The 25,920-nt window shown below is 53.6% G+C and carries 22 protein-coding genes and 2 tRNA genes; 12 read left to right on the top strand and 12 right to left on the bottom strand.

The annotated features are described in order from the left end of the window. The 3 genes from H6G13_RS15745 to H6G13_RS15755 form a co-directional block, all read right to left on the bottom strand. The coding region (locus H6G13_RS15745; RefSeq protein WP_190484409.1) for a TolC family protein at nucleotides 1–752 on the bottom strand (752 nt) is incomplete at its 3' end. A 146-nt stretch (nucleotides 753–898) separates the two neighbouring features. Then, nucleotides 899–2,305: a TIGR03279 family radical SAM protein gene (locus H6G13_RS15750; RefSeq protein WP_190484412.1), complete on the bottom strand. Its 1,407-nt coding sequence runs from the start codon at nucleotides 2,303–2,305 to the stop codon at nucleotides 899–901. A gap of 33 nt (nucleotides 2,306–2,338) precedes the next feature. Then, nucleotides 2,339–3,235 carry an undecaprenyl-diphosphate phosphatase gene (locus H6G13_RS15755; RefSeq protein ID WP_199305953.1) on the bottom strand — a complete coding sequence of 299 codons (897 nt, stop codon included), beginning with the start codon at nucleotides 3,233–3,235 and terminating at the stop codon, nucleotides 2,339–2,341. Between the two features lie 324 nt (nucleotides 3,236–3,559). Here H6G13_RS15755 and H6G13_RS15760 point away from each other — a divergent pair, with 324 nt between their 5' ends. The 4 genes from H6G13_RS15760 (at nucleotide 3,560) to purF (ending at nucleotide 9,676) form a co-directional block, all read left to right on the top strand. Further along, nucleotides 3,560–4,243, top strand: coding sequence for a DUF3120 domain-containing protein (locus tag H6G13_RS15760; RefSeq protein WP_190484414.1), 684 nt, complete (start codon nucleotides 3,560–3,562; stop codon nucleotides 4,241–4,243). A gap of 193 nt (nucleotides 4,244–4,436) precedes the next feature. After that, nucleotides 4,437–5,435 carry an FHA domain-containing protein gene (locus tag H6G13_RS15765; RefSeq protein WP_190484417.1) on the top strand — a complete coding sequence of 333 codons (999 nt, stop codon included), beginning with the start codon at nucleotides 4,437–4,439 and terminating at the stop codon, nucleotides 5,433–5,435. 81 nt (nucleotides 5,436–5,516) lie between these two features. Then, nucleotides 5,517–7,901: a phosphoribosylformylglycinamidine synthase subunit PurL gene (gene purL, locus H6G13_RS15770; protein ID WP_190484420.1), complete on the top strand. Its 2,385-nt coding sequence runs from the start codon at nucleotides 5,517–5,519 to the stop codon at nucleotides 7,899–7,901. Nucleotides 7,902–8,149: 248 nt separating this feature from the next. After that, complete coding sequence (gene purF / locus H6G13_RS15775; protein ID WP_199305942.1) at nucleotides 8,150–9,676, top strand: amidophosphoribosyltransferase; 1,527 nt, start codon at nucleotides 8,150–8,152, stop codon at nucleotides 9,674–9,676. Nucleotides 9,677–9,855: 179 nt separating this feature from the next. Here purF and H6G13_RS15780 read toward each other — a convergent pair whose 3' ends face one another. Continuing rightward, nucleotides 9,856–10,917 carry a mannose-1-phosphate guanylyltransferase gene (locus tag H6G13_RS15780; RefSeq protein ID WP_190484423.1) on the bottom strand — a complete coding sequence of 354 codons (1,062 nt, stop codon included), beginning with the start codon at nucleotides 10,915–10,917 and terminating at the stop codon, nucleotides 9,856–9,858. 207 nt (nucleotides 10,918–11,124) lie between these two features. Between H6G13_RS15780 and H6G13_RS15785 the strand changes: the two genes are divergently transcribed. Next, nucleotides 11,125–12,678 (top strand): LCP family protein, encoded by a 1,554-nt coding sequence (locus H6G13_RS15785; RefSeq protein ID WP_242028357.1) that lies wholly within the window; start codon nucleotides 11,125–11,127, stop codon nucleotides 12,676–12,678. Nucleotides 12,679–12,683: 5 nt separating this feature from the next. Continuing rightward, on the top strand, nucleotides 12,684–12,863 hold the full coding sequence (locus tag H6G13_RS15790) for a hypothetical protein (RefSeq protein ID WP_190484425.1): 180 nt from the start codon (nucleotides 12,684–12,686) through the stop codon (nucleotides 12,861–12,863). A 15-nt stretch (nucleotides 12,864–12,878) separates the two neighbouring features. Here the strand turns inward: H6G13_RS15790 and H6G13_RS15795 are convergent, their stop codons facing one another. Together H6G13_RS15795 and H6G13_RS15800 are read right to left on the bottom strand one after the other, a co-directional pair. Next, entirely contained in the window at nucleotides 12,879–13,589 is a 711-nt protein-coding gene (locus tag H6G13_RS15795) for a GDSL-type esterase/lipase family protein (RefSeq protein ID WP_190484428.1), read from the bottom strand. A 245-nt stretch (nucleotides 13,590–13,834) separates the two neighbouring features. Further along, nucleotides 13,835–14,476 carry a CatB-related O-acetyltransferase gene (locus H6G13_RS15800; protein WP_190484431.1) on the bottom strand — a complete coding sequence of 214 codons (642 nt, stop codon included), beginning with the start codon at nucleotides 14,474–14,476 and terminating at the stop codon, nucleotides 13,835–13,837. 1,133 nt (nucleotides 14,477–15,609) lie between these two features. Between H6G13_RS15800 and H6G13_RS15805 the strand changes: the two genes are divergently transcribed. From H6G13_RS15805 to H6G13_RS15825, 5 genes are all read left to right on the top strand, one after another. After that, nucleotides 15,610–15,837 carry a DNA-directed RNA polymerase subunit omega gene (locus H6G13_RS15805; protein WP_190484892.1) on the top strand — a complete coding sequence of 76 codons (228 nt, stop codon included), beginning with the start codon at nucleotides 15,610–15,612 and terminating at the stop codon, nucleotides 15,835–15,837. 130 nt (nucleotides 15,838–15,967) lie between these two features. Further along, the gene (locus tag H6G13_RS15810) at nucleotides 15,968–16,333 is read left to right on the top strand and encodes a DUF1818 family protein (RefSeq protein ID WP_190484434.1); all 366 of its coding nucleotides are present in this window, start codon (nucleotides 15,968–15,970) and stop codon (nucleotides 16,331–16,333) included. A gap of 169 nt (nucleotides 16,334–16,502) precedes the next feature. After that, nucleotides 16,503–17,684, top strand: a complete 1,182-nt coding sequence (locus H6G13_RS15815; RefSeq protein WP_190484437.1) for a D-Ala-D-Ala carboxypeptidase family metallohydrolase — start codon at nucleotides 16,503–16,505, stop codon at nucleotides 17,682–17,684. A 44-nt stretch (nucleotides 17,685–17,728) separates the two neighbouring features. Beyond that, nucleotides 17,729–18,988 (top strand): D-Ala-D-Ala carboxypeptidase family metallohydrolase, encoded by a 1,260-nt coding sequence (locus tag H6G13_RS15820; RefSeq protein ID WP_190484440.1) that lies wholly within the window; start codon nucleotides 17,729–17,731, stop codon nucleotides 18,986–18,988. Between the two features lie 93 nt (nucleotides 18,989–19,081). Further along, nucleotides 19,082–19,155 (top strand) — tRNA-Pro (locus tag H6G13_RS15825). A 125-nt stretch (nucleotides 19,156–19,280) separates the two neighbouring features. On the opposite strand, the gene H6G13_RS15830 is transcribed toward H6G13_RS15825, so the two are convergent. From H6G13_RS15830 to H6G13_RS15845, 4 genes are all read right to left on the bottom strand, one after another. Further along, entirely contained in the window at nucleotides 19,281–19,937 is a 657-nt protein-coding gene (locus H6G13_RS15830) for a Uma2 family endonuclease (RefSeq protein ID WP_190484444.1), read from the bottom strand. A gap of 687 nt (nucleotides 19,938–20,624) precedes the next feature. Then, nucleotides 20,625–20,695: transfer RNA gene (locus H6G13_RS15835), tRNA-Cys, on the bottom strand. Nucleotides 20,696–20,722: 27 nt separating this feature from the next. Further along, a complete protein-coding gene (locus H6G13_RS15840; RefSeq protein WP_190484446.1) occupies nucleotides 20,723–21,586 on the bottom strand; it encodes a fructosamine kinase family protein in 864 nt (287 codons plus the stop codon). A gap of 10 nt (nucleotides 21,587–21,596) precedes the next feature. Beyond that, nucleotides 21,597–22,922 carry a pitrilysin family protein gene (locus tag H6G13_RS15845; protein ID WP_190484450.1) on the bottom strand — a complete coding sequence of 442 codons (1,326 nt, stop codon included), beginning with the start codon at nucleotides 22,920–22,922 and terminating at the stop codon, nucleotides 21,597–21,599. A gap of 390 nt (nucleotides 22,923–23,312) precedes the next feature. On the opposite strand from H6G13_RS15845, the gene H6G13_RS15850 reads away from it, so the two are divergent. Further along, nucleotides 23,313–24,044: a lysozyme gene (locus tag H6G13_RS15850; protein ID WP_190484454.1), complete on the top strand. Its 732-nt coding sequence runs from the start codon at nucleotides 23,313–23,315 to the stop codon at nucleotides 24,042–24,044. Here H6G13_RS15850 and bioB read toward each other — a convergent pair. Further along, complete coding sequence (gene bioB / locus H6G13_RS15855) at nucleotides 24,037–25,056, bottom strand: biotin synthase BioB (RefSeq protein ID WP_190484457.1); 1,020 nt, start codon at nucleotides 25,054–25,056, stop codon at nucleotides 24,037–24,039. The two genes, H6G13_RS15850 and bioB, sit on opposite strands and share 8 nt — an antisense overlap. 161 nt (nucleotides 25,057–25,217) lie before the next feature. Next, on the bottom strand, nucleotides 25,218–25,757 hold the full coding sequence (locus H6G13_RS15860) for a DUF4330 domain-containing protein (protein ID WP_190484460.1): 540 nt from the start codon (nucleotides 25,755–25,757) through the stop codon (nucleotides 25,218–25,220). Nucleotides 25,758–25,920 lie beyond the last annotated feature (163 nt).

Consider the following 25,920-nt stretch of genomic DNA (forward strand, 5'->3'; position numbering starts at 1 on the left):
CCGGTATAGAGGTCGTAGGAGACTTCGACGCCGCTACTGAGGGTGGTGTTGATCTGGCTGCCGCTGGTGATTTGCCCGGTGGTGGGAGAAAAGTCGGAGGACTGCCCCTCCTGAGCGGTTAGCGAAGCAGAGAGGTTGACGCCGGGCAGGCGGTCGGCTTGGGCTTCTCGCAGGGCGGCCTGGCTGCGCTCAAGTTCGAGCAGGGCGATTTGCAGCTCTTGGTTGTTGCGGGCAGACAGCTCAATAGCCTGCTCTAGGGTGATGGCCTGAGCCTCTGTGATGCTCACTTCCCCAGGTCGAGTCGGCAGCAGCAGTGGGTTGGCCTCGGGGTCGAGGGCTGAAGAGGTCGGTGGGATTGTTGTAGGCTGCCCCGTTACGGTAGGGGCAAGCGGTTCTCCCTCAGCTTCCAAAGGCTCGGTTTCCGGCTGCTGTGATGGCGTGTTTACGGCATCTGCCTCTAAAGGAAGGGGGGTTTCGGCAGGATCCAGGGCAGGGGTAACCCTAGTTCTGGGCACCTGCTGCAGATCAATGCGGGGCAACAGCACCTCTGGCTCAATCGTCTGTTTCACTGGCTCTAGAGAAACTGGTTCAGAACCGGGCAATCCAGTCTGAGCAGAATCCTGGGGCGGAGGTAGGGGGCCAGCAGCAGGGGCTGAACCGGACTCAGCTGAAGCAGGCCTCATGTAAGGCAGCACTGCGATCGCAGTTCCCAGCCCCAGAGTCATCAAATAACGGTGAAAGGTGTCTCGCATAAATACCAATACTTATCTGCAAGCACAAGCAAGGAGGAACGTCACCGGCGAAAGACGAAACTTCAAACTCCCCTAGCATATCGGGAACTGGGCAGCCTTGACGACGGACTCAGCTAGAGTCCCAACCAATTGCTTCATTATCTGCCTTAAGTCGGTGTCCAGTAACCTGCTGCTGGCTGCAGCTGCCGCGACGAATCCAGGGGCTCAATGTCTTGGCAGGCAAGAATTAGAGCGTCTACATCATCAACGGGGTAAATCGGACAGCCCAGCCGTTGGCTAACCTCAGCCAAGCTCAAATCATCCAAAAAGAGCATATCCTCAGGGCGACCCGAATCTCCCTGTTTCAGCATGACCGACGGCAGCAGTATGGCATCTCCCAGCGGTTGACCCGAGAGCGATCCCAGCAGATCTTGTCCGGTCAATAGGCCCGTTACTGAAATGTCTTGGCCCCAGTAGTTGCTTGAGATCGCAGCCAGCCGCACGGTTAACCCCTCAACCGCGTTCAACCGCTGCAAGATTGGCTGAAAGGCTTTTTCAACGGCATTGCCCACTACCCAAGTGAGCGTTCGAGGTGGCGTCACCTGATCGGGCAGATCCTCAGCCGCCGCCTCAAGCTGCAGCAGAAACTGCCGGATCGAGCCAACGCCATTGCCGATCTGAGGATAGTCTTCATAGTGGCTCTCAGGGGGCAAATCAACCCCCGCAATCAAAAACCACTCGTCTGCCAGCCAGACAAAGGTGCTGCCGAGCTGCGCCTGAAACTCCGCCTGGAGCTGCTGCACCTGGGCGATCACCTCCTGGGCTTTGGCGGGCGTCACCGGCACCAGCTCATCCTCCTCAGGCCGAAACCGAGTTAGCCCCACCGGCACCACCGCTGCCGACGCCACCGCTGGCACTTCTCCCGCATGAAACTGAGCCAGATCGCGCAGCGTCGTTTCTAGGTGCTCGTCATCGTTAATACCGGGACAAACTACCACCTGAGCATGGATCTGCAGCCGCTGCTGCTGAAACCACTCCAATTGGGACAAAATCTGCCCCGCTCGCGAGTTTTTCAGCAGCCGTTCTCGCACCGCCGGTTCTGTAGCGTGCACCGAAACATAGAGCGGAGAAAGCCGCAGCTGAGCGATCCGCTCCCACTCCGCGGGCAGCAGGTTGGTCAGCGTCAGGTAACTGCCGTAGAGAAAGCTCAGCCGGTAGTCATCGTCCTTCAGGTAAAGCGTCTGGCGCTTGCCCGGAGGCTGCTGATCAATAAAGCAAAAAGGGCAGCGATTGTTGCACTGGATCAGCCCATCGAACAGAGCCGTGTCAAACTCTAGGCCCAGATCGTCGTCGATGTCTTTTTCGATCTCAATGCGGTGGGTTTTGCCCTGGGCGTCTAATACCTCCAGAGCCAGTTCCTCATCGGCACTGAGAAAGCGATAGTCGATCAGGTCGCGGGGTTGCTGCCCGTTAATCGAAACCAGCCGATCCCCCGGCTCAAACCCAATTTCTTCAGCAATTGAGTCAGGCAGCACACGGGTAATCAGGGCGGGACGAATGGATTGAGTGCTCATCCCAAAGGCGCTAACAAAGGTCCAATGCCTATGTTAGATGTTCTGCATTCGTCCGGTTGCGATCGCAGCCAAAATTGCAACGCCAAAGGCCAGCCGGTACCACACAAAAACCCAGGTAGAGCGCTGCTTGAGAAAACGCAGCAGCCAGTCGATAGAGATGTAAGATGCGATCGCAGACACCAAAGTCCCCACTATCAGAGGCAGCCAACCCACAGAGCTAGTGCCAGCATCAAACATATTTTTCAATTCCACTAGGCCAGCTAAGGTAATCGCCGGAATTCCTAGCAGGAACGAAAATCGAGCTGCAGCCGCCCGCTCTAGCCCCAGAAACAGGCCTGCCGTCAGCGTTGAACCCGAACGAGACACCCCCGGAATCAGCGACAGCGCCTGAGCAAAGCCCATACCCACGCCATCCCGTAGATCTAAGTCGTTAAAATTGCGCTTGCGTTTTCCCAACCATTCAGCGCCCGCCAGCAACAGCGCCATAATGATAGACATCTGGGCAATAGTAGAGCTGTTGCGCAGAGGAGAGTTGTCGAAATCCGGCACCAAAGCTTTAATCAGCAGCCCGCAAATTACGATCGGCAGCGTTCCCAGAAAAATGCCTAGGCCTACCCGAAAGTCTGGTGAAGCATAATCAGAGCGCTTTGCAGCCTGCACCATCTTCACCGTAACCTGAGTCAAATCGTCCCAGAAGTACCAGAGAATCGCTGCTATACTGCCCAGCTGAATCACCGCCGTAAAGGCCACGCCCGGATCGCCCCAGCCCAGAGCTACTGGAACAACCTTGAGGTGAGCTGTACTGCTGATCGGCAAAAACTCAGTCAATCCCTGCACAATGCCCAGCATGGCAGCTTGAAACACAGACATTTGCTTGCTGAGCTCAGCCGGCTCAGCCACTTGTAGCAAAAGAGCCCAGGGGCCAGTCATCAGTTGATTCATAGCAGATTCAAGCTTAGGGAGCAGCAACCCGGCAGGGGCAAGGTCGAGCGGCAATTGCGCCCAAATTTACGACCCTGCCGCCAACAGTTCTAGTGAATTTTAGACCTTGATGCTGCAAAGAGCCGCCCAAACCTAAATTCTTTTTGTAGACTTAACGCCGCTGTAGAAGCGCTGTGAAGAAGCAAGTGACCTCCCTGACGGAGTTCTCCCCCTCCTGGGAGGTTCAAATGCCGGAGGGGGGCATGTTATGTTAACTATAGTTAACACGTTCTCAGAAAAGCTTTGTCTTTATCTAGTCCGCCCGATAATATTATGACCCCCCTAAAAGGGTCTCTTCTACGAGGGTGGTTTGACCTCACCAGCCGCCAGGTGCAGGTTCTAGCCGCTGCTGTTGGCCTGGTTGTGCTTCCTGTTTTCTTCCAAGCTCCGCTGGTACGGGTCTTTCCCTGGCTGAGTCTGGCTTTGACAGGAGCCTGGTTAGGGCTGGGCCTTTGGCTAATGCAGCGTCCGCGGGGCCGAGTCTGGGGAGATCTTCTAGTGGGCTTTACTTGGACTTGGCTAGCCGGGTCGCTCTATTGGGGCTGGCTCCGCTGGGAACCCATGGTGCATCTGCCTGTTGAAGCGCTAGCTCTGCCCATTGTTGTGCTTTGCCTGAGGCGAGGCTGGGGGCGAGTGGGTGGCTACTTTTACCTAGGCTCTCTTTTAGGAACGGCAGTAACCGATCTCTACACCAATTGGATGGGCCTGTTTCCTTCCTGGCGTCAGCTGATGGCGGTCGATCCAGAATTTGTGCCCGTGGTCTTAAGAGAAGCTGCCGGCTTGCTAGGAACCCCCGTAGCTGGGTACCGCGCGGCCTTTCTGGTCTTCTTTTTAATCAGCGCTGGCGTCATTCCTCTGCTTTACTCCAGACAACTCATCTGGTGGGCCTTTGGTGGAGCTGTGCTGAGCACGCTTCTGGTAGACGGGCTGTTTTTTCTGTCAGCGGCCTTGGCTTGAGGTCGAAGGCGTTGGTAAAAGTAGGGCTGCCAACCGCATAGGATTTGCCTTTTGAGTCAGGCAAAAAACACATAGGCCATCTAAAGCTGGATTTTTGAGCTATTTTTTTAGTAGTTCCTCGCTTCTGTGGGGAGATACCCCATAGACCTCGTCCACACAATTGAGCCTCCAGCCCGTCATCGCGAGTAGTCTAGTGACTCTCAAACCCGGCCCTTACCTGGTCCTTCAAACTGAATCTGGCAGTCGCCATTTATCGTTGATCGGAAGCAACTGCTGGACTATTGGCCGCAGTGATGACAACAACTTTGTCCTTCCCGATCGCTGGATTTCGCGCAACCACGCCATGCTGCAATGCATGGAGAACGGCGAGTTTTACCTAATTGATTTGGGCAGCCGCAATGGCTCTTTTGTCAACGGCCGTCGAGTTAGCGTGCCGGTGACGCTGCAAAACGGTGACGCCCTGACCTTTGGGCAGACAGAGCTACAGTTTTATTGCCCTGCCCCCGAACCGGCCCTGCCAAATTCCGCCAGTATTGCCAGAGCAGATTCGCAAGACTTTACAGCCACGGCTACACTGCACATTCGTCGCCTAATTTCGGTCATGGTGGTCGACATCCGCGACTTCACCATCATGACCCGGCAGATCGACGAGAAAGTTCTCTCAGAGGCGATTGGCACCTGGTTTCGGCGGGCCGGAGAGATCATCGGTCAGTACGGCAGCTGGGTGGATAAATATATTGGCGATGCCGTCATGGCCGTTTGGATTCATGGGGCCAAAGGGGTAGACCCGGCGGAGATGGTGCAAATCATTCAGGCAATGAGTGCCCTGGCAAAGATGACTAGCACCCTGCACGAGCAATTTCCCCTACCCTTTCCCCTGCGGATTGGAGCGGGTCTCAATACCGGCTTTGCGATGGTGGGCAACGCTGGCACCGGCGATCGCCCTGACTACACAGCGCTGGGAGACACCGTCAATGCGGCCTTCCGCTTCGAAACTTCTACAAAACAGTTGGGCCTCGATATCGCTTTGGGTGAAACGACCTATCAGTACTTAGAAGGGCTAGGGGCCAGTGAACAGTTCTTCAAGCGCTACACAGTTGCCATGAAGGGCTATGAAATGCCGATCATTGCCCACGCAGGCACCTTCTCTGACCTGGATCGATTCCTCAAGACGCACAACACGCTGGGTTGAGTTCGCTGAGCTCCACTGAATCTCTGTCAGATCGGGTAGCTGCAGCGATAGAATTTTAGACGCACTGCACAGGCCGACCCTATGACCGCTTCTTCTGCCGCTCCGTTTTCCCCCGATGAAATCGCTTCAGAAGGCCTGAAGCCAGGGGAATACGAAGAAATTGTTCGCCGGCTGGGCCGCCACCCCAACCGGGCGGAGCTGGGTATGTTTGGCGTGATGTGGTCGGAGCACTGCTGCTACAAAAATTCTCGCCCCCTGCTCAAGCAGTTTCCTACCGAAGGCCCGCGAATTTTAGTGGGACCAGGGGAAAATGCTGGGGTCATAGATGCTGGAGAGGGCCTGCGGGTTGCCTTTAAGATCGAATCTCACAACCACCCTTCAGCAGTAGAGCCTTTTCAGGGCGCAGCCACAGGGGTTGGCGGCATTTTGCGAGACATTTTCACCATGGGCGCTAGGCCCATTGCTGCTCTAAACTCGCTGCGGTTTGGCGATTTGGGCGATGCCCGCACCCGTCGCATCTTCACCGGAGTCGTTTCGGGGATTGCCCACTACGGCAACTGCTTTGGGGTACCGACGGTAGGCGGGGAGGTGTTCTTTGACCCGGCCTACACCGGCAATCCGCTGGTTAATGCGATGGCGATTGGCCTGATGGAGACACCGGATATCGTGAAGTCAGGGGCCTCTGGTATTGGCAACCCAGTGCTGTACGTAGGCTCTACGACTGGGCGAGACGGTATGGGCGGGGCTAGTTTTGCCAGTGCCGAGCTGAGCGATGAGTCGGAGGCTGATCGGCCTGCAGTGCAGGTAGGCGATCCCTTTCTAGAGAAGTCTTTGGTAGAAGCTTGCCTGGAAGCCTTTAAGACCGGGGCTGTGGTGGCAGCGCAGGATATGGGAGCGGCGGGTATCACCTGCTCCACGTCAGAAATGGCGGCTAAGGGTGGAGTCGGCATTGAGCTAGACCTTGATCTGATTCCGGTGCGGGAGACTGGCATGGTGCCCTATGAATACCTGCTCTCCGAATCTCAAGAGCGCATGCTGTTTGTCGGGCAAAAAGGTCGGGAGCAGGAGCTTATTGAGATCTTTGAGCGCTGGGGGCTGCAGGCTGTGGTTGCCGGAACGGTGATCGAAGAGCCGATTGTTCGCATTCTCTTTAAAGGGGAAACTGCCGCCGAAATTCCGGCCCTGGCCCTGGCTGAAGACACGCCGATTTATCACCGCGAGCTGCTGGCTGAGCCGCCTGACTATGCCCAGCAGGCTTGGGCCTGGACAATGGATCAGCTGCCCCATTGCTCACTGTCGGGAACCTCGGTTAAGGGCACCCCTCTAACCTGGAATGAAGTGCTGCTAAAGTTGCTGGACAGCCCCACGATTGCCTCCAAGCGCTGGGTTTACCGGCAGTACGACCATCAGGTGCAAAATAATACGGTGCTGTGGCCAGGGGGCGGTGATGCCGCTGTGATTCGGCTGCGGCCTCTTGAGGAGGAGCCAGGGGATCTGGGGAGCAAGGGAAACAGAAACCGGGGGCTAGCGGCGACCGTAGACTGCAATTCTCGCTATGTCTATCTCAATCCCTACGAGGGGGCTAAGGCAGCAGTAGCCGAAGCGGCCCGCAACCTCAGCTGTGTGGGCGCAGAGCCCCTGGCAGTTACCGACAACCTGAACTTTGGCAGCCCCGAAAAGCCGATTGGCTACTGGCAGCTAGCCGAAGCCTGTCGGGGGTTGGCCGACGCTTGCCGTGCCTTTGAGACGCCCGTAACCGGCGGTAACGTCTCTCTCTACAACGAGACGCTAGACAGCCAAGGCAATCCGCAGCCAATTTACCCCACTCCAGTCGTGGGCATGGTGGGGCTGATTGAAGATTTGGCGGTGACCTGCGGCCAAGGTTGGCAGCAGGAAGACGACGTGATTTATCTGCTGGGCGTCAAGCTAGAAGAGGGGGAGCAGGCGGCTGTAGAGGACCGCTCCCTGGTGACGCTGGGTGGATCAGAGTATTTGGCGGCGGTACAGGGCCAGGTGACAGGGCATCCGCCAGTTGTGGATATGGATCTGGAGAAGCGAGTTCAGGCAGCCTGCCGCTACGGGATTGGTCAAGGCTGGGTGCAGTCGGCCCACGATGCAGCGGAGGGTGGAGTTGCGATCGCACTAGCCGAAGCCTGCATTAGTGGAGGACTGGGAGCCGAAATTACGCTACCAGTAGACTCGACCTACGCTGGGCGCTGGGATGCCCTGCTATTTGGCGAAGGGGGGGCGCGCATTCTAGTCTCGGTTAAGCCTGAAGCCATTGAAGCTTGGGAGCACTATCTGGAGACACACCTGCAGACGGCGTGGCAGCGATTGGGCCGGGTGCAAGCTCCAAAATCATCACTGACCTTGAGCACACTTGATAGCAAGCCGGTTTTGGCAGCTTCTTTAAGCACAATGGCGGAAACTTGGGAAACTGCTATCGAAAGGCGGCTGACGGCCTAGAAGCAGTGACCAATCCAGATTGTGGAATCTTCCCCTGAGGTGATCCCGGCATTCAGGTGCTAGGATCATCTAGTCTTAACAATTGGTTAAACAGTAGAGCATCTTGCTGTCTCTGGCTGTTTCCAGCCCTCCTGAAATTTGCTTCGTATGATGGATCGTGTGTTCAGTGCATCGGGTATCTTGCCTGCTTCGCGGCACACGATTTTTAGTTGCCGATCCCAGCACTCTTTGCGACCCTTCTTCCTGAGATGATGTCTTTACCGTCTGAACCTGCGGCGTCCAGCCATTCTACCAATGGCACTGACTCTACCCTGCCTCTGACTGAACGACCAGATAAACCTGAAGAAGCCTGCGGCGTGTTTGGGGTCTATGCCCCAGGCGAAGACGTAGCTACCCTGGCCTACTTCGGCCTCTATGCCCTGCAGCACCGCGGCCAAGAATCCGCCGGGATAGCAACCTTCGACGACCAAACTGTGCATTGCCATAAGAACATGGGCCTGGTTTCCCAAGCTTTTACCGGCAATGCCTTGAAGGAACTGCCAGGACAAATTGCGGTGGGCCACACCCGCTACTCCACCACCGGGTCAAGCCGAGTCTGCAATGCCCAACCGGCTGTTGTAGAAACTCGGCTGGGCGCGTTGGCGCTGGCCCACAACGGCAATCTGGTCAATGCTGCCGACCTGCGCGAAGGGTTGACCCAACGGGATCAGCTAGTTTCGACTACCGATTCTGAGATGATTGCCTTTGCTATGGCTGAGGCCGTCGATGAAGGACACGGCTGGGTAGAGAGTGCGATCGCAGCCTTTAAACGCTGCTATGGAGCTTTCAGTCTGGTAATTGGCACCCCCTCAGGCATTATTGGTGCCCGCGATCCCCAGGGCATTCGACCTTTGGTGCTGGGCGTAGTAGGCCAAGAGGAAAACCCCCACGACGGCCCCGCCCACTATGTGCTGGCCTCTGAAACCTGCGGTTTAGATATCATTGGTGCTACCTTCATCCGCGATATTAAGCCCGGTGAACTGGTTTGGATCACAGCTGACGGCATCGTCTCAGTGCAATGGGCCGAAGCCCAGCGCAAGCTCTGTGTCTTCGAAATGATCTATTTCTCTCGGCCCGACAGCATTGTTCACGGCGAAAGCCTCTACAGCTACCGGCAGCGGTTAGGTCGCCGTCTGGCTAAAGAAGCCCCCGCCGATGTTGATCTGGTCATGGCTGTTCCAGACTCTGGTGTACCCGCCGCCATCGGCTTTTCGCAGGAGTCAGGCATTCCCTACGCTGAAGGGCTGATCAAAAACCGCTACGTGGGCCGCACCTTTATTCAGCCCACTCAGTCCATGCGGGAAGTCGGCATTCGCATGAAGCTAAACCCGCTTAAAGACGTCTTGGCAGGCAAGCGTATCCTGATTGTCGATGATTCGATTGTGCGCGGCACCACCAGCCGCAAAATCGTTAAGGCCCTACGCGATGCGGGTGCAACTGAAGTTCATATGCGAATCTCGTCGCCTCCTGTCACCCATCCCTGCTTCTACGGCATTGATACCGATAGCCAAGACCAGCTCATCGCTGCCACCAAAACGCTAGCAGAGATCTCTGAGCAGATTGAGGTTGACTCTCTGGCTTACCTAAGCTGGGAAGGCATGTTAGAAACCACTGAGCAAGACCCTCAAACCTTCTGCTCAGCCTGCTTCACTGGCAACTATCCGGTAGAGATTCCAGAGATCTTCAGGCGCTCTAAGCTGAAGTTTGAGAAAGCAACGGCCTCTGCTCCCACCTAATTTGTAGGGAAATTCGCAAAGCAAAAGTGCCCTCAACCCTATAGCCGGAGCTTGGCAAGTTGCTAAGCCCCGGCTTTGGTGTTTCTCTGCTCGCGCCTCAGTTCCTCTGTGGGATTGCTTCGCTCCGCTCGCAGTGTCAAGGTCAAGGTTGGGTTGTTTTAACCCTACTAGACTGACTGCTACAGCAGATGCTTAAAGCGATCCTCCGCTCCAATCTGCTTAACGGCTTGCTTGATGTCCTGAGTACGGTCTTTACGCACAATCAGGGTGGCGTTGCCATCACGAACAACGACAATATCTTCTAGGCCAATGGTGACCACAATTTCGTCGGGATCAGAGGCGTAGACGATGCTGCCTGTCGTATCTAGCCCCACATGGGTTGCCAGCTCCACATTTTGGTCGGTGGGCTGCTTCAACAGACGCTCAACCGCGTTCCAGTCACCCAAATCATCCCAGCCAAAGGCAACAGGCATGACGTAGGCGCGGTCGGTCTTTTCCATGACAGCGTAGTCAATGCTGAGCTTGGGCAGGTGCGCATAGGCATCTACACCTTGCTCTAGAATCGGGTTAATCAGCTCTGGGGCGTGGGTCTTTAACTCGTGCAGCATGACCTCGGCAGGAAAGATAAACATGCCGCTGTTCCAGCTAAAGCGACCGCTGGCAATGAAGCCTTCGGCTGTGTCTTTGTCAGGTTTCTCGGTAAAGCGGCTGACGGGGTAGGCGTTTAAGCCACCGTAGCTGCCCGCATCGTCGCCCTGCTCAATGTAGCCGTAGCCGGTAGCTGGGTAGGTCGGGGTAATGCCCAGGGTTGCGATCGCACCTTGACTCACCGCTAGATCTGCCGCTCCTCGCAGCGTCTGGCAAAATCGATCCTGGTCTGCAATCCAGTGGTCTGCCGGGAAAAAGCCAACAACGGCATCCTGACCATGCTTTTTAGCCACTTCCAGCGTGGCCCAGGCAACCGCAGGAGCCGTATCGCGGCCCTGCGGCTCAACCAGCAGGTTTTCCTCGGGCAGGTGGGGCAGCTGCTGCCGCACCTCATCCGCCAAATGAGCCGCTGTAATCACCCATAAGGAATTCCAATCATCCGCCAGGGCCAACAGCCGAGTTGCCGTAGATTGCAGCAGACTTTGACCGCTGCCGTCTAGGCATAGAAACTGTTTCGGCCGCTTTAACCGACTGACCGGCCAGAACCGTTCGCCCTTGCCACCTGCCAGAATCACGGGGATTATCTTGACCATACCTCTGTCCTGCACGACAATCCTTCGGACTCATCCTATCCCCTTGGGAGATGTGTCAGGCTATAATCGCCTTAATATTGATTAACAAATCATCTGTTTGCGAAGATTTACACGTTTCAGGCTGGTTCTTCCGGTGTTTGGAACCAAAAAGCCGTGTTTACAGACAGGGCCAGCGCCCATCGTGAGGAGTGATAACAGCAGGTGACAATGCCTCCCAAGTCTCTTGACGCCCAACCCCCCGAAGACCATAGCCTGTCATCTGAAAATATCCCAACAGCACAAGAGGTCCCCGATCCGGTTGAGGCTCCTGTAGATGACCCACCAATGTCTCCTCAAACCCCATTGGTGCAGACACCAGCCTCTCCAGAAAACAGTTTTCCGGAGGATACACCCCCGATACCCCCTTCTTCCTCTACCTTTCAGCGGATTGGTAAGACCGTGCTGTGGGGCAGCCTGTTTGGGGGAACGGCTGTTGCCTCAGCCTGTCTGGGAGCAGTATTGGCCTTATCAGTGCCGCTGCCTAGGCAACTCGCGCCTCATCAAGCGGAGGCCTTGGGCCTAGGCGAGCTCTGGCAGAGCGGCTTTCGGTACCGTGTCACGCGCCCTGTCAACCTGCTGCTGATGGGTATTGATGAGGTACCAGACGTGCCCAAAGATTCCGAGGAAATTTTTTCGGGCCGCACCGACAGCCTGCTTCTGGCTCGCATTGATCCTGACAGCAATGCCACCAGCCTGCTTTCTATTCCCCGCGATACTCGGGTTCGCATTCCTGGCTATGGCACCGCCAAGATCAACCACGCCAACGTCGAAGGCGGCCCCGAACTCGTGGCTCAAACCCTCAGCTCCAACTTGGGCTCGATCGCGGTGGATCGGTATATCAGAGTCAGTACTGGCGCTTTTAGAGAAATCGTAGATCTCGTGGGCGGAGTAGAAGTCTACGTGCCCAAGCGTATGGAGTACGAGGATCGCACTCAGGATCTCTATATCGATCTCTATCCCGGCTGGCAAACTCTAGATGGCAGCCAAGCTGAACAGTTTGCCCGGTTTCGCCAAGATCAAACTGGAGATATTGGTCGAGTGCAGCGTCAACAGATACTGCTCAAGGCCCTGCGGGAGCGGCTCACCAGTCCAGCGGTAATTCCCAAGCTGCCTCAGATTGTGCGGGTACTGCAGCGCTACATCGACACCAATCTCTCAGTGGAAGAAATGCTGGCGCTGGCCAACTTTGCCCTCAGCATGCAGGCAGATGATCTGCATATGGTCATGCTGCCGGGGCGCTTCAGTGAAGTCAGCGAGTACAACGCTAGCTACTGGTTGGCAGACTCGGATGCGACAGCCCAAATTATGCAGAACTTCTTCCAGGTAGAGACGGTCGCCACCTTGGCTGGGCACGGTTCTCTAGTACCTGCCGAATTGAGCATTGCTGTGCAAAACGCCTCCGACTCGCCTGATATGGCCACGAAGGTTGCCCGTTACCTGCGCAAGCAAGGGTTTTATAACGTCTACGTCGTGTCTAACTGGCCCAACAATGAGTCTCGCACCCAGGTCATTGCTCAGCGAGGAGACTTGGCCGGAGCCCGCACCCTGGCTGCCGTTTTAGGCAATGGACGTGTCGTTTCAGACTCAACCGGCGATCTGCAGTCGGACATTACTATCCGCATTGGTGAGGACTGGAGAGAGCCTAGCACTAGAGATACTGGCACTAGAGATACTGGCACTGAAGAAGACACTACTGTAGAAGAGGTAGATGATACTCCCTAACTGGCATGAACTCTTCCGCCCCTGATTCTCTGCCCTCTCCCAAAGCCACAGCCTCGCCTCCTCAAACATTGACGGTTGGGGCTGTGGTTATGAGGTTGGTTGCGATCGCACTTAATCGCCGCGCTTTAACCATCACAGCCCTAGCGATTCTCTGGGTTCTGCTCAGCGCTCGATCAGCCAAATAGTGGGCTTACGCGCATCTAGAGAGCCAATTCAGGGCTATCTAAAGCCCCTTGAAACGCCTCCCAACTCAAGATGTCGTTCAGCAAAGCGCAGTATCCAGCTACATTGGGATGCAAACCATCACCAGAGAGTAGAGGCCGCCACCAGTCATCGCCCCGCTTCAGCCAGTGGCTTAGAACATCTAGATAAGGAACCTCAAGCGCTTCACAGGCTATCCGAGTGGCCTCTTTGTAGCGCCACTGATCGGTATGGGAGTAATAGAGCACCTCAGAAAACGGCATGGGCCGTTCATCAATCGGAGTCATTCCTACAAACAGCACAGGGCACAGTTGCTTAGCCTGCTTGAGTAAGCTCTCTATGTCATGCTGAAACGCTTCATAGTCAGTCAGTTGCCGCCCTGTAGGCCTGCCCACACGAGCGGAATCGTTCACACCAACGGACAGAATAATCAAATCAGGGACCCGATTTCTCAACTCGCCCCGCAGGCGAAACTCCTGCTCCAGCCGTTGAGTCACCTGCCTCACCCCATCTCCTCGCACGCCTAGGTTGTAAAAAACCGGGCCTGCCTCTCCCAAAGCCATGCTGCGCCGCCGGATACGCTCTACCCAGCCACCCCCTTCAAAGTCTCCAAAACCATATACCAAGCTATCTCCCAAGACCACAACCTTTTTGGGATGGCTCTTGGCAGGAAGTCTTGAGGTGCGCTGCTCATATTGGATTGCCAACATGCTAAACCGGCCCTTGGGAGATAGAGAAAACGGTTATATACGAGGAATCATTACGATGAGCTTAGGGTATCACTCTATGCTGCCGTTTTCAATTCTTTACATTTCAGCCTTTTTGTCATCAACCATTAGCACTAGACACAATTAGGGCAAGTCCTCAAACCCCTTGTCCAAATAGGGGCCTTATCCCAAGAAGATGTTGAGATCGAGCTGGAGGAAATCACAGGAAAGCTTTGAGACAACCAGACTTATCTACAGACTAATTCTTTAGATTCCCCCAGCATCCTCTGCATTTGAGCCAGAGTTGTCCGGTCAAACTTCTCAGTCAGCAGTCCACTAACCTGCTTCAATCTGGATAAAGGCCGGTCGTACAGCTTCAGGCCACACACCGAAGGAACCAGTTCTTGAGGAATCCGGTAGCGGATGAGCTTAGCCGGGTTGCCTGCAAAAATGGCATAGGGAGGAACAGATTTAGTAACGACTGAACCTGCTCCAATCACAGCACCTTCGCCAATCTGGACTCCGCTTAAAACATGAACCCCATAACCAACCCAAACACCGTCTCCAATAACCACGGGCCCCTTAGTCGCCCCAACCACCGGGTAAGGACTCTGAATCAACTGGGCTAGGTGATTCTGCATAACCAGCTGTTCGACGTAATGATTTGACTCCCAGACTGACATTCCACCTGCGATCGCACAGTACCTACCAATCTGAACATCTCCCTGAAACAGTGAAGGAGTATTAATTCTCGTTCCACGGCCAATGTCAAGACGGCCGGTAATCACCGTACCTGGAGCAATTCGAACATCGTTGAGCGAGTAGATAGGAAAAGCCAATATTTTGCGAAGACCATCTATTTTGTAGCGAACCTTCTGGGCCTGCTGCATCAAACGACTTACATAGTTCTGACTAGATATATAAAACCCACTCACTTTTATTCTCCCTAATCTAAATAGGATTGCGATAAAGCCAGGCTCAATCAAACTAATTTTGGGGCGGCAATCTTTGATGCACTAGCTCAAAATTAGTGCATCAAAGGCTACGTCTAGGTATCACCTACGCTACCCTTGAAAATGACTAGAAGAAGCACTTCTAAAGGATGGTTCTTTCTTCCATCCACAGACGTAAAAGCCGCATTCCCTTTGACAAACCTTCGACAAAAATGACTTGCAAAAAGAGACAAAATCTCTAGCAAGCGTTGTCAATAGCTAAGCTGAGCCTTTACAAAGCCAGCCTTTAAACTGAACGAAATTGAAGTTAAAGCTAATTGTCTGGCTACACTACAACGTTTGTAGCAGGTAAAAAGCTTAAGAGATAAGCCTAGAACTGCGCTGAAGTTGCTGCCGAAAGCATTAGAGAGCCCTCTTTAGAGAGCATTCAGTTCTCACGATGCAACTACTCAGTGAGCTTAAGATCTTGTATCAGCTGCAAATGCCCTTACCCAGCAGGCCTCTGAGTTGCCTTACTGAGTAAACGCGCTTGGGCATGCTTTATGGGGGACTCATACGACTAAATAAGCTTCGCCTTAATAGCGCAAAGCATCTTTGTCGAAGGATCGGAATAATCATAAGGGCACCTTCCAACAGTACTAGCTTTGGAAGCTTTGAGCAAATCTGATATTAGTTACTAATTTACCAACATAAGTGTAAAAATCTGATGAAGGAAAACCAGATTATATTGATTGTTTTATAAAGCCTTTATGAATTAGAGTAAGCAGTTTATCTTCACCCATCTAGCCTGACCATGCTAAAACAAAAAAGAGAATGGGGAACTGTCTACCAAGCATTGGTTCGTTCGCATCGTTTTATATTTTCGGGGTGAAGACATCACCAATCTAGGGACAGCCTCCTTCCTCGAAATCCCTGTTTCCTCTCTAAAAACAGCCTATTTAGCTTCTTGACTCAGTCCGCGACCTAAACTCATTCTTGGGCTAACGTGCCTCTCAGGTTTTGCAGCAACTGTCACTTAACCCAATTGGCTTGGTAAACTAGATCAACTCGTTTCACTCAGCTAAGGCATGATGATCAAGCGTTCGCCCTTCGACAATACTCAGGTTATGCGCCGCACCGAGGAGCTAATCCGGGCAGCCTCCAACCGCTACAGAATTACTGTCCAAGTCGCTAATCGGGCTCAGAGACGGCGTTTTGAGGAATTTGACAGCTACGACGATCCCAAAATGAAGCCAGTCCTACGGGCCATCATTGAAATGTCCGATGAGCTGACCCAACCCGAAATCATCGGGGAATAGGCCCTGTATTTCAGTAAGGAGGGCTGTGTCGAAAGGTAGGCCCCCTTACTGAGTACCTTGAGCCTGCCAGTGAAGAGAGCTTTGCAAATCGCAGGCTCAACTCTCTCTAAAATCTTAGACCGCCGCTTTCATGAGTCGCTACATTAAGGAGGGCAACGGCTGGCGTTTAGGCTGGAATGCAGCAACCCCTACTTACCAAGGACTAATCGCGGGTGAACATTGGTCAATTGAGCTAACCCGGTCTGAGTTTCAGGACTTCTGCGCCTTGGCCCAGCAGCTATCTCAGGCGATGAGCCAGATCAGCAGTGAGCTCATGGAATCAGAGCGCATTGCGATGGAAGCTGAAACCGAGCACATCTGGCTGGAAGTAGAAGGCTTTCCCCATCACTTTAGCCTCCACATCATTGTGCAGACAGGCCGCCGCTGCGAAGGCAATTGGCCAGAAGACGCTGTGACCGAGCTACTACAGGCAATTCCCCAACTAACCCTGTTTTGAGCTTGAGCAAGCCCCATGTCAGAATAAATAGTTAAGGATTTTGCCCTGAAGCTAGTTAGCGGCAAAAGATTCCGTATCATTTGAGCACATCATATTGGACATCTGCAGGCTTAGAGGCGGGCTGCTTCTGCAGCTAATAATTTGCTCTGTTGTGTAGGGATGCATTGCTATGAAAGTAATTGTTAAGAGCGATACCTGGTTTAAGCTTAGCCCCAAGTCCTCAAACGAACTGACCGACCTAGAAAAAGTCATTGTCAAGCGAGGAACAGAGCTAGAAGTCCAGTTTTACGTAGAAGTTGGGGCCGATCATCTAAAGATCAAACTGGCCAATGCAACCCTGGACAGCCAGCAGACTAAAGACTGGTTTGTCTTTAAGCCAGATATCGAAGTCAAAGGCTCAGGGGTAGAACTCACTGTGGTCAGCGACACCCTCTTCAAGCTCAAACCTGTTAACTCCCGCGAACTGTCTGATGCTGAGAAAGTTTTTGTCAAACGAGGCACCCAGTTTGAGCTGTCTTCGTATCTGCCAGCTGAAGGTAATCACACTCGGGTAGCGCTGTCCAATCAATTTTTGGGACCCAACAATCGCAACACCTGGTATGTCTATAGCCCGGACATGAAAGTTACCGGAGACAAGGTTGACTTGAAGGTGGTCAGCGACACTCTGTTTAAAGCTAGGCCAGAACTGTCTAGTCAGCTTACAGCAGACGAAAAAGCCTTTGTTAAAACCGGCAGTGTCTTTGAGCTGCAATCTCACGCGCCTGCCCCTAATAACCACGTTAAGGTCGCCTTAGACGGGGCATTTTTAGGGTCAAATAACCTAACTACCTGGTATGCCTATACTTCAGATATCACCGTTGAGGGCAATGAGCCCCTGAACAAGCCCAAAGACAATCAGCCTGCCAATCCGAAAGATCCAGGTAGAGCCATTCGCCTGCCAGGCTTCACCGGTCTCTACTATCTAAACAATTCAATTGTGCCAGGCGGTAGCTTTACCTGGGGAGAAGCTACCCACGCAGGCACCCGTATTCCTGTGGACCAGTCGATAGTCTACGGCATGATTCGCGTGGCTCAACACATGGAAGAAATTCGGAAAATGTTTGGCAACCGACCTATCTCCATCAACTCCTGGTATCGCGATCCGGTAACCAACCGACGAGTAGGAGGAGCCCGGTTTTCCCGCCATCTTAATGGAGACGCTATTGACTTCAATATTCAGGGGTATCATCCCTCTAGCGTCTACGCCAAGCTAAATGGTTGGTGGGGAACCCGAGGTGGGTTGGCCAGCTCTTCTGTATTTACCCACATTGACGTCCGAGGCTATCGTGCTCGCTGGTCCTATGGATACTAAAAGCTAGAGCAGTCCTACGATGATTTGTTCTAAGAGTGTGAGCCATGAAAATCAAGGCTAAGAGCGACACCTTGTTCAAACTCAAGCCCAAGCTGTCGAATGAGCTTTCTGCTACTGAGAAAGTATTCGTCAAAAATGGAACAGAGTTTGAGATTGAGTACTATGTTGATGTGGGCAGCAACCATTGGCAGATCGAACTTTTGGAGTCTGCCGTAGGCGACTCCAAGATAACGTCTTGGTATATTTTTCGGCCCGATTTTGAGCTAAAAACTCCAATTACGCTTAAAGTCGTTAGCGACACGCTCTTCAAGCTGGAGCCTAAACTATCGAGCGAACTCACAGATATCCAAAAAATCTTCGTCAAAAATGGGACTCAGTTTGAAGTCGCTTCTTATCTGCCTGCCGCCAGCAACCACACCCGGCTCGCTCTAGCCAATGCCACACTAGGCCCCAATAGGCTCAATAGCTGGTACGCCTATACCCCTGACATTAAGCTTCAGGGCGATCGCCAGGAGCTGAAGGTGGTCAGCGATACGCTGTTCAAAGCCGAACCAACGCTTTCGAGTGAACTGTCAGCCGCCGACAAGATCTTTGTTAAAAACGGAACAGTTTTTGAGCTCAGTTCCTACGGCGCAATCGAGAAAAACCACGTTAGAGTCGCGCTGCAAGGTGCTTTTCTCGGGCCTGGCAACCGCAACACCTGGTATGCCTACGCCCCAGATATTCAAATCAGCGGCAACATTCCTGGAAACAGACCGAACGATCAAAATTCTGCCGGGAGTGGGAGTAGCTCTCAACCTGCAAACCCTGTCAACCCTACAAACCCTGTTAACCCTGCCAATCCCGTTAACCTCGGTAAGGCTATGCGGTTTCCTGGCTTTGATGGGCTCTACTACACCAATAACCCCATCATTTGGACAACAGCTTACGGGGAGCGAGGGCACTTTACCTGGGGAGAAGCAACCCATGGAGGTACTCGCATCCCTGAAAACCAGGATGTAGTGTATGGCATGATTCGAGTAGCTAAAGCTCTGGAAGATATCCGCTACAGATTTGGTGGACGCCCCATGAGTATCAACTCCTGGTACCGACCCCCTGCTGTGAACGCGGCTGTAGGGGGCGCTAGTCAGTCTCGTCATTTAGCAGGAGATGCCGCAGACTTTGTCATCTCTGGATACCACCCCTACGATGTGTTCGACAAGCTAGACGCTTGGTGGGGCAACAAAGGTGGGCTAGCCAGCGCCTCAGTTTTTACTCATATTGATACACGGGGCTACCGTGCTCGCTGGTCCTACGGCTACTAAAACCAGATTCAGATCGAAGATCTAAAACAAATTAATCTGATCAAATCTGTCACGTCTCTATGCTATTCTAGGTAGGCGCGTGAGACGCGATATCGGGGCGTAGCGCAGCTTGGTAGCGCACTACTTTGGGGTAGTAGGGGTCGCAGGTTCAAATCCTGTCGCTCCGATAGCTAAAACCCAGCCATATGGCTGGGTTTCATGCTTTTAAAGGAGCCATTATTTTTGGGCCGGTACCCAGCGGTCATCGACACAAAACGATGTTTTCCCGTCTACCAGCGGCCAGGTTCGGTGATCATTTCTGCTGTTCTAGTTGCTCTCGCACCCATTGTCTTATCGCTCGCCTTACCGCTAGCCTACCGCTGCTGCGATGGCTTTCAATCAATTGAGGCAATGTCTGAACTGCCAGCAAAGGAAACACAAGGCTGCGCTTAGCCAGCACATAATCAGTGTTTTGCAGGTGATAGATCTTCAGTGCTCCGCTGTCGTAATACCACAGCTCGGGCACCCCCAATCGTGCATAGATAGGAAAGCGATCCAGGGATTTGCTGGTGATGTCAATTTCAAGGGCCAGATCGGGGGGTGGGTCTTGATTGAGGTCAAAGTTTAGTTTGCCGCGAACCAGCGCTTCGTTCTGAAAATAGAAGCAGTTATCAGGTTCTAACCCAGCTTGTTTGACTTCGCGCCGCCAGGTTGTAGAGCCGTAGCTCTCATAGTTAATATCTAGTTCCTCAGCAATGTCTTTAACAGCATCGCTAAGGGTTTCTTTAAAGTACTCATGCTCTGGTAGCGGTGTCATAACTTCTAACCTGCCCCGGTCATAAGCAATTCGGCTACTCCGGCGTTCTCCCAACTCGTCTAAAATCGCCTCAAGCGTAGACCAACTCACATCATTGAGCAGCAGGGATTGACCTGGCGGAACTTCCAACTGTCGAAGCTTCAACGTAACCATCGAAGTACTCCCAACTAGGGGAATGAGTATGCCTCAATCTTAGGTGATCTATTAAGTGAGAAAGGTTGCAAATACAGTGCTGTTAGGCGGCGAACTTGCGATCGCTCAGCGCCACATACGCGCCATCTGCCGTATTGCTTACCAGCGTTACCGGATTGTTGGTAGGTAAGACATTGCTCTCCCAGTTGCCTAAATGCGTTGCGGGCCCTCAACCGGCTGCGCGTGTTGCGCGTGTTGTCCGAGCCACCTGTAGCAGCGGCTCCACCGTCAACTCCGCAGCAGGTGACAACTTGTTAAATGGCTGCCGGTAGTCAGTTTTCCAGGTTGTTGCTCTGCCAACAACAGGCCTCGCGCATTAGCAGGCAGGCCCAAAGCGATGCACTGCTGAGGGGCGATCTTTCACACTGTCAGGACAGGTGGGAAAGTGCCCCGCACAAGAGGGCTCGCTCCACCTAGGCGATGCGACAGGGAATCTTAGCAGCCTTGAGCCTGCTATTGGCTCGGTTGATGCGCTCGTTGAAGTCCACTGAAACCGTTGCCTAAAATTTGGCCTAAATTCTGCCCTCAGTTATCTATAACCAGCTACAAATAACAAAACCAGCTACAAATAACAACATGCCAAAAAGGGCAAAACCGAAAACGCCTGATAAAAGGGACGTTCTCAGCTGAAAATTTGCGCTTTAATGAAGGCGGCACCCAGATTCGAACTGGGGGTGGAGGTTTTGCAGACCTCTGCCTTACCACTTGGCTATGCCGCCGCATTTCAATTTCTTACTATATCAAACTTAGCTCAACAACTGATCAATCATCCGATTTGCTTGAGATGCGTAGCCGCCGCCAAAGAGGTTGAAGTGGTTGAGGATGTGATAGAGGTTGTAGAGAATCTTGCGCTGAGGGTAGCCTTCGTCGAGTGGATAGGCTGCGTTGTAGCCTCTATAGAAAGCGGGGTGAAAGCTGCCGAACAGTTCACTCATAGCGATGTCTACTTCGCGATCGCCGTAGTAAGTTGCCGGATCGAGAATCACGGGTTCGCCTGCTTTTGTGACTGAGGTGTTGCCTGACCAGAGATCGCCATGCACAAGAGATGGAGTGGGGGTGTGTCCTGCAAGCAGGGTCGGCACTGCTGTTAGCAGTTCTTCCTGCCGGGGAAAATGGCCGCCGCGTCGATGGGCTAACTGAAACTGGTAGCGCAGCCGATGTTCTCGGTAGAATTCTACCCAGTCTTGAGTCCAGGGGTTGCGCTGGGGTGTTTCGCCAATGGTGTTGTTGCGGTCCCAACCAAAACCTTGGGGGCTGGTGACGCGGTGCATAACTGCCAGGTTCTCGCCCATGCGCTGCCAGGCCTGTTCGCTGCCATAGCCGAACTCGAGCCAATCTAGCACGATAAAAGCGGAACTTTCAGCGACTCCCCAACAGATTGGGCGCGGCACCTGAATAGTTTGGCTGTCGTAAATTTCCTTGAGGCCCAGCGCTTCGGCTTCAAACATGCCCATCTGGGTTGCTGCATTAAGCTTAACGAAGTAGCTTTGTGACCCATCGGTGATGCGGTATGCCTGATTGATGCACCCCCCACCTATCGAATGCTGGGCTTGCACGGTGAAGGGCTGCCCGGTTGCCTGACTAATTTGCTCTGCAATTGAGGTCCACATAGGCAACTGTCTAAGCCGGACGGAGGGTCACCAGGCCGTAGGCGTCTGGGATGAGGTATTGCTGCGCTGCCAGCTGAATGTGCGTCGCTTCTAGGCCCTGGATTTTGGCGGGGTAATCTAGAGCGTAGCCGACATCACCGGTGAGGGTGTGGTAGTAGCCATACAGGCCAGCGCGATCGCTTGGGGTTTCGGACCCAAAGACGTAGCGGTTGGCTACCTGGGTGCGAACTCGGCTAAGTTCGGATTCGGTGATGGGGGTATTGCAGATGGCAGCAATGTGATGTGCGATCGCATCCTCCACCACCTCCAAATTTTCCACCGGCACCTGGGCCGACACATTAAACACGCCCTGCTGCCCATAGGTCATATTGCTGGCCGAAATGCTGCTAACCAGGCCCCGCTCCTCCCGCAGGTCGCGCACCAACCGCGACGTGCGGCCCTGACCCAAAATTGATGCCAGGATATCCAGCGCGTAAGTTTCTTCTAAATCCCTCAGGCCAGGCACCCGCCAGCTCATAATCAAACGCGCCTGCTGCAGACTGCTATCGGCATAATCTGCCCGTCGAATGCAGTCAAAGGGCGCTTCTGGTTTAGGCGCAGTCCAAGTTTCAAACTGCTTTAGAGACAGACCAGATGCGACTGCCCAGTCATGGCCATAGCGCTCCAGTTGGGCCTGTTCAAACGCCTCTGCCACCACCTCAATTAAAGTATCCACAGGCAAATTACCCACCGCAACAGCCGTCATAGAGCGAGGCTGGTACCAAGTGCGGTGGAAATCTCGCATTTGCTGAGGCTGCAGCTGCTCAATGACGGCTGCAGGCCCCAAGACCGGGCGGCGGTAAGGCAGCCGATCAAAGGCCATCTCCATAGATCGATAGAAAGTGCGGCGGCGGGGGTTGTCCTCAGCCTGCCGAATTTCCTCCAGAATGACGGGTCGCTCCCGCTCAAAATCCTCATCAGCCAGACGCGGATTTAGAACCATCTGAATTTGCAGCGGGGCTAGGGCAGCAAAGTCCTTAGGGGCCGCCGTGATGTAGTAGTGGGTATAGTCTTGGCTGGTAGCCGCATTGGTCACAGCGCCTCGCCCCTCAATCAGCCGCTCAAACTCACCGCTTTGCAATGCTGGGGTGCCCTTAAAAATCATGTGCTCTAGAAAGTGAGCCATGCCATTAATAGGGTCTGATTCAATCGCTGAGCCAACCCGCAACCAAATGCTCAGGTTGATTGCCTCAATTGGCATCTGCTCGGCAATAATGGTGAGCCCATTGGGCAACTGACGAATGGTTGGAGCCACTAGGCCCGCGATGGGAGCGGCAAAAGCCGTTGAAATAGGCATAGGATTCTCAGGGTGCCTGCGTCTTCACCTATCTTAATCCTTGAACTTCCAGTGGTGGCTCTTGCCTTTCTTAGAATCTCAGCCGATCACGGGCAACAACGGCAAATCTGAGCAGTTATTGCCTTTTTTAGATTTGGGCGGCTTTAGACAATCCGATTACAGCGTTGCCTGGTTTAGGCCAATACAGGAGGTCCGCTGTAGAGTTCCCCTGAGCTTCGCGTATGGTCAGCTCTCAGCAATTCCACCTCAAAGCAGACAGGGGAGCTCCTAAGCTCACACCTTAGAAGATTAGAAAACACGACAACTCTCCAAGAATTTATCCATAAAGACGTTCTCCAGCGGAAAAAGTACTGTAAATTCCTGGATATAACGTCTTCAGGGAGATGAAGCATGGGGACCTGGATTAAGGAAACCGATAAAGCTATTTACTTGATGCAGGGTGGATATTGGATTTCAAGAATCTCAAAATATCCCTCAAACGCAAACCCAAAAGAACAAGTACTCAACATCTCTGGCCTGCGCTCCTGGTTCATGCGCGATGACTACCCCAAAGCCATGACCGTTTCCATCGGCACAGGAACCCCCGAACCTGAGCCAATGCCACCCCTGCCGCCCACCCCGCCCCCTGTCCCACCAACTACTCCACCGGCCTCAGGGGCCCGCCAAACCAATGCTGCTGGCGTAGAAATTATTAAGCACTTTGAAGGAGTACGTCTAAAGGCCTATCAAGACTCAGTTGGCGTCTGGACGATTGGCTACGGTCACACCTCAGCAGCCGGTGCCCCCAATGTCACCCCTGGCCTAACGATCACGCAAGCCGAGGCTGAAAACATCCTAAAGCGAGATCTGGGGCTGTTTGAGCGCGGCGTGATTGATGCCGTCAAAGTAACCGTTAACGAAAACCAGTTCTCCTCTCTAGTGTCTTTCTCTTTTAATGTGGGGTTGGGCAATTTGCGAAGCTCCACGCTTTTGAGAAAGCTCAACGCTGGAGACTACAGTGGTGCAGCCAATGAGTTTCCCCGCTGGGTCAATGCAGGCGGGCAGCAGCTCCCTGGCTTAGTCAGGCGGCGCAATGCAGAGCGAGCCCTTTTCCTCAGCCAAAACTATCGCGCCTTTATGTAGCGCTAATCGGAGAGCCATCTGGCGCTTCGAGAACAAACCCCATGTCTCGAATCATCTCAAAATCAGCTTGGGCTGCCTGACCGGGCGTGGTCAGGTAGTCCCCGACAAAAATAGAGTTAGCCGCATACAGGCCCAGAGGCTGCAAGTGGCGTAGGTGAACCTCCCGCCCCCCGGCAATGCGAATCTCTTGAGAGGGCAACAGCAGGCGAAACAGACACAAAATGCGTAGACACTGACGCGGAGTGAGCGTGTTTTGTTCTGAAAAAGGCGTGCCGGGAATAGGAATCAAAAAGTTTAGGGGCACGCTGGTCACGTTCATCTGCCGCAGGGAAAGGGCCAGATCAATCACGTCATCGTCTGACTCACCCATGCCCAAAATGCCGCCGGAGCAAGTGGTGATGCCAGCGGCCTGAACCGCTTGAACTGTGTCTACTCGATCTTGAAAAGTGTGGGTTGTGCAGACAGACTCGTGGTAGTTCTCCGCCGTATTGAGATTATGGTTAACCCGATCAACCCCAGCAGCAGCCAGTCGGCGAGTCTGATCTGCATCTAAAAGCCCTAGACAAGCGCAGATTTTCATAGGGTAGCGAGACTTCACTGTCTGCACAGCCTCTAGCACCTGGTTAAAAACACGCTCTGAGGGAGATCGCCCTGAAATCACCATGCAGAAGGTGCCAGCCTGGAGCGTATGAGCCCGCTCAGCGGCTGCCAAAATTTGCTCCTGGGCCATCAAGGGATACTTCTCAATTTCAGCCCCAGAAATCTTCGACTGGGAACAGTAGTGGCAGTCCTCTGGGCACAGACCGCTTTGGGCGTTGAGTAGAAAATGTAGCCGTACTCGATTTCCCCAGTAGTGCCGCCGCACCCGGTAAGCTGCCGCCAGCTGGTCTAAAAGCTGGGCGTTGGGAGCCTGTAATACAGCGCGAGCCGCTTCCCGGCTGATCAGGTCACCTGCTAGAGCCTGCTGAGCTAGTTGAGTCCAATCGACTGAGGGAGCCACTACTGAGTTCATTCGTTTCAAGCTGTTATTAGAGTGCCAACTAATAGGCTAATACGCTGCCGTAGCGGGTTAGCCAAAACATTGAAAAAGACGCGCCCAGGCGCGTCTCTCTAAAAAAACGGCTGCGGGCGCTGGCCCACTTACTGACCCAAGTTGAGGCGATGGCCTACTGACTAGGAGGCAGGTTCTAGAACGCGCACGCCAACGGTACTGGTAAAGAAGTTATAGAACTCACCTTCTACCTCAATCTGAGTACCGACCTTGACCTTGCTGTTACCAAAAACTGCACCATCGCTGGTGATCTGGGCATCTCCGGTCAGGGTCATCAGCATGTCAACGGTGTACCCCAATTCGGGCCGAGGGTCGGGGTAAGACTTCACTGTACCGTCGGGCTGGGGAACGGCAACACTGCGGGGCAACAGCTTAACTTCCTTGATGCCGACCTTGCCATAGGGCTGGTTACGAATAATAACGTTGGTCGTCTCTGAGTTTTGCAGGGTGTTAAACAGCCCTTGTGGATCGGCAACGGTCAGCCCCCGAACCATCACATCCACCTCGATTGGTTTGGTTACGGCCCCCATCTGAGCAACCGAACCGGAGGTGCCAGGATAGAAGAAAATGCCGACTAGCGCCACCAGGATAATTAGAGCTGCACCTAAATCGAGGAGGCTGATCTTACCGAATAGCCGCCCTTTTGTATCTAAAAGCTTCATATTGACCTGCCCAACCTGCCCAGAACAATAAGTGGCCAATCGGCCTCCAGATTGAGGAGAGCCGAGTCGTTACTATTGAAGCATAGGCAGGCACTTTTGATCGTCTGTTGCTGTCTCTTAAACTATAGGAGTAGCCCGTGGAATCTTCCGGGAACTCTAAAAT

This window comes from Pseudanabaena sp. FACHB-2040, assembly GCF_014696715.1.
Lineage (GTDB): Bacteria > Cyanobacteriota > Cyanobacteriia > Phormidesmidales > Phormidesmidaceae > JACVSF01.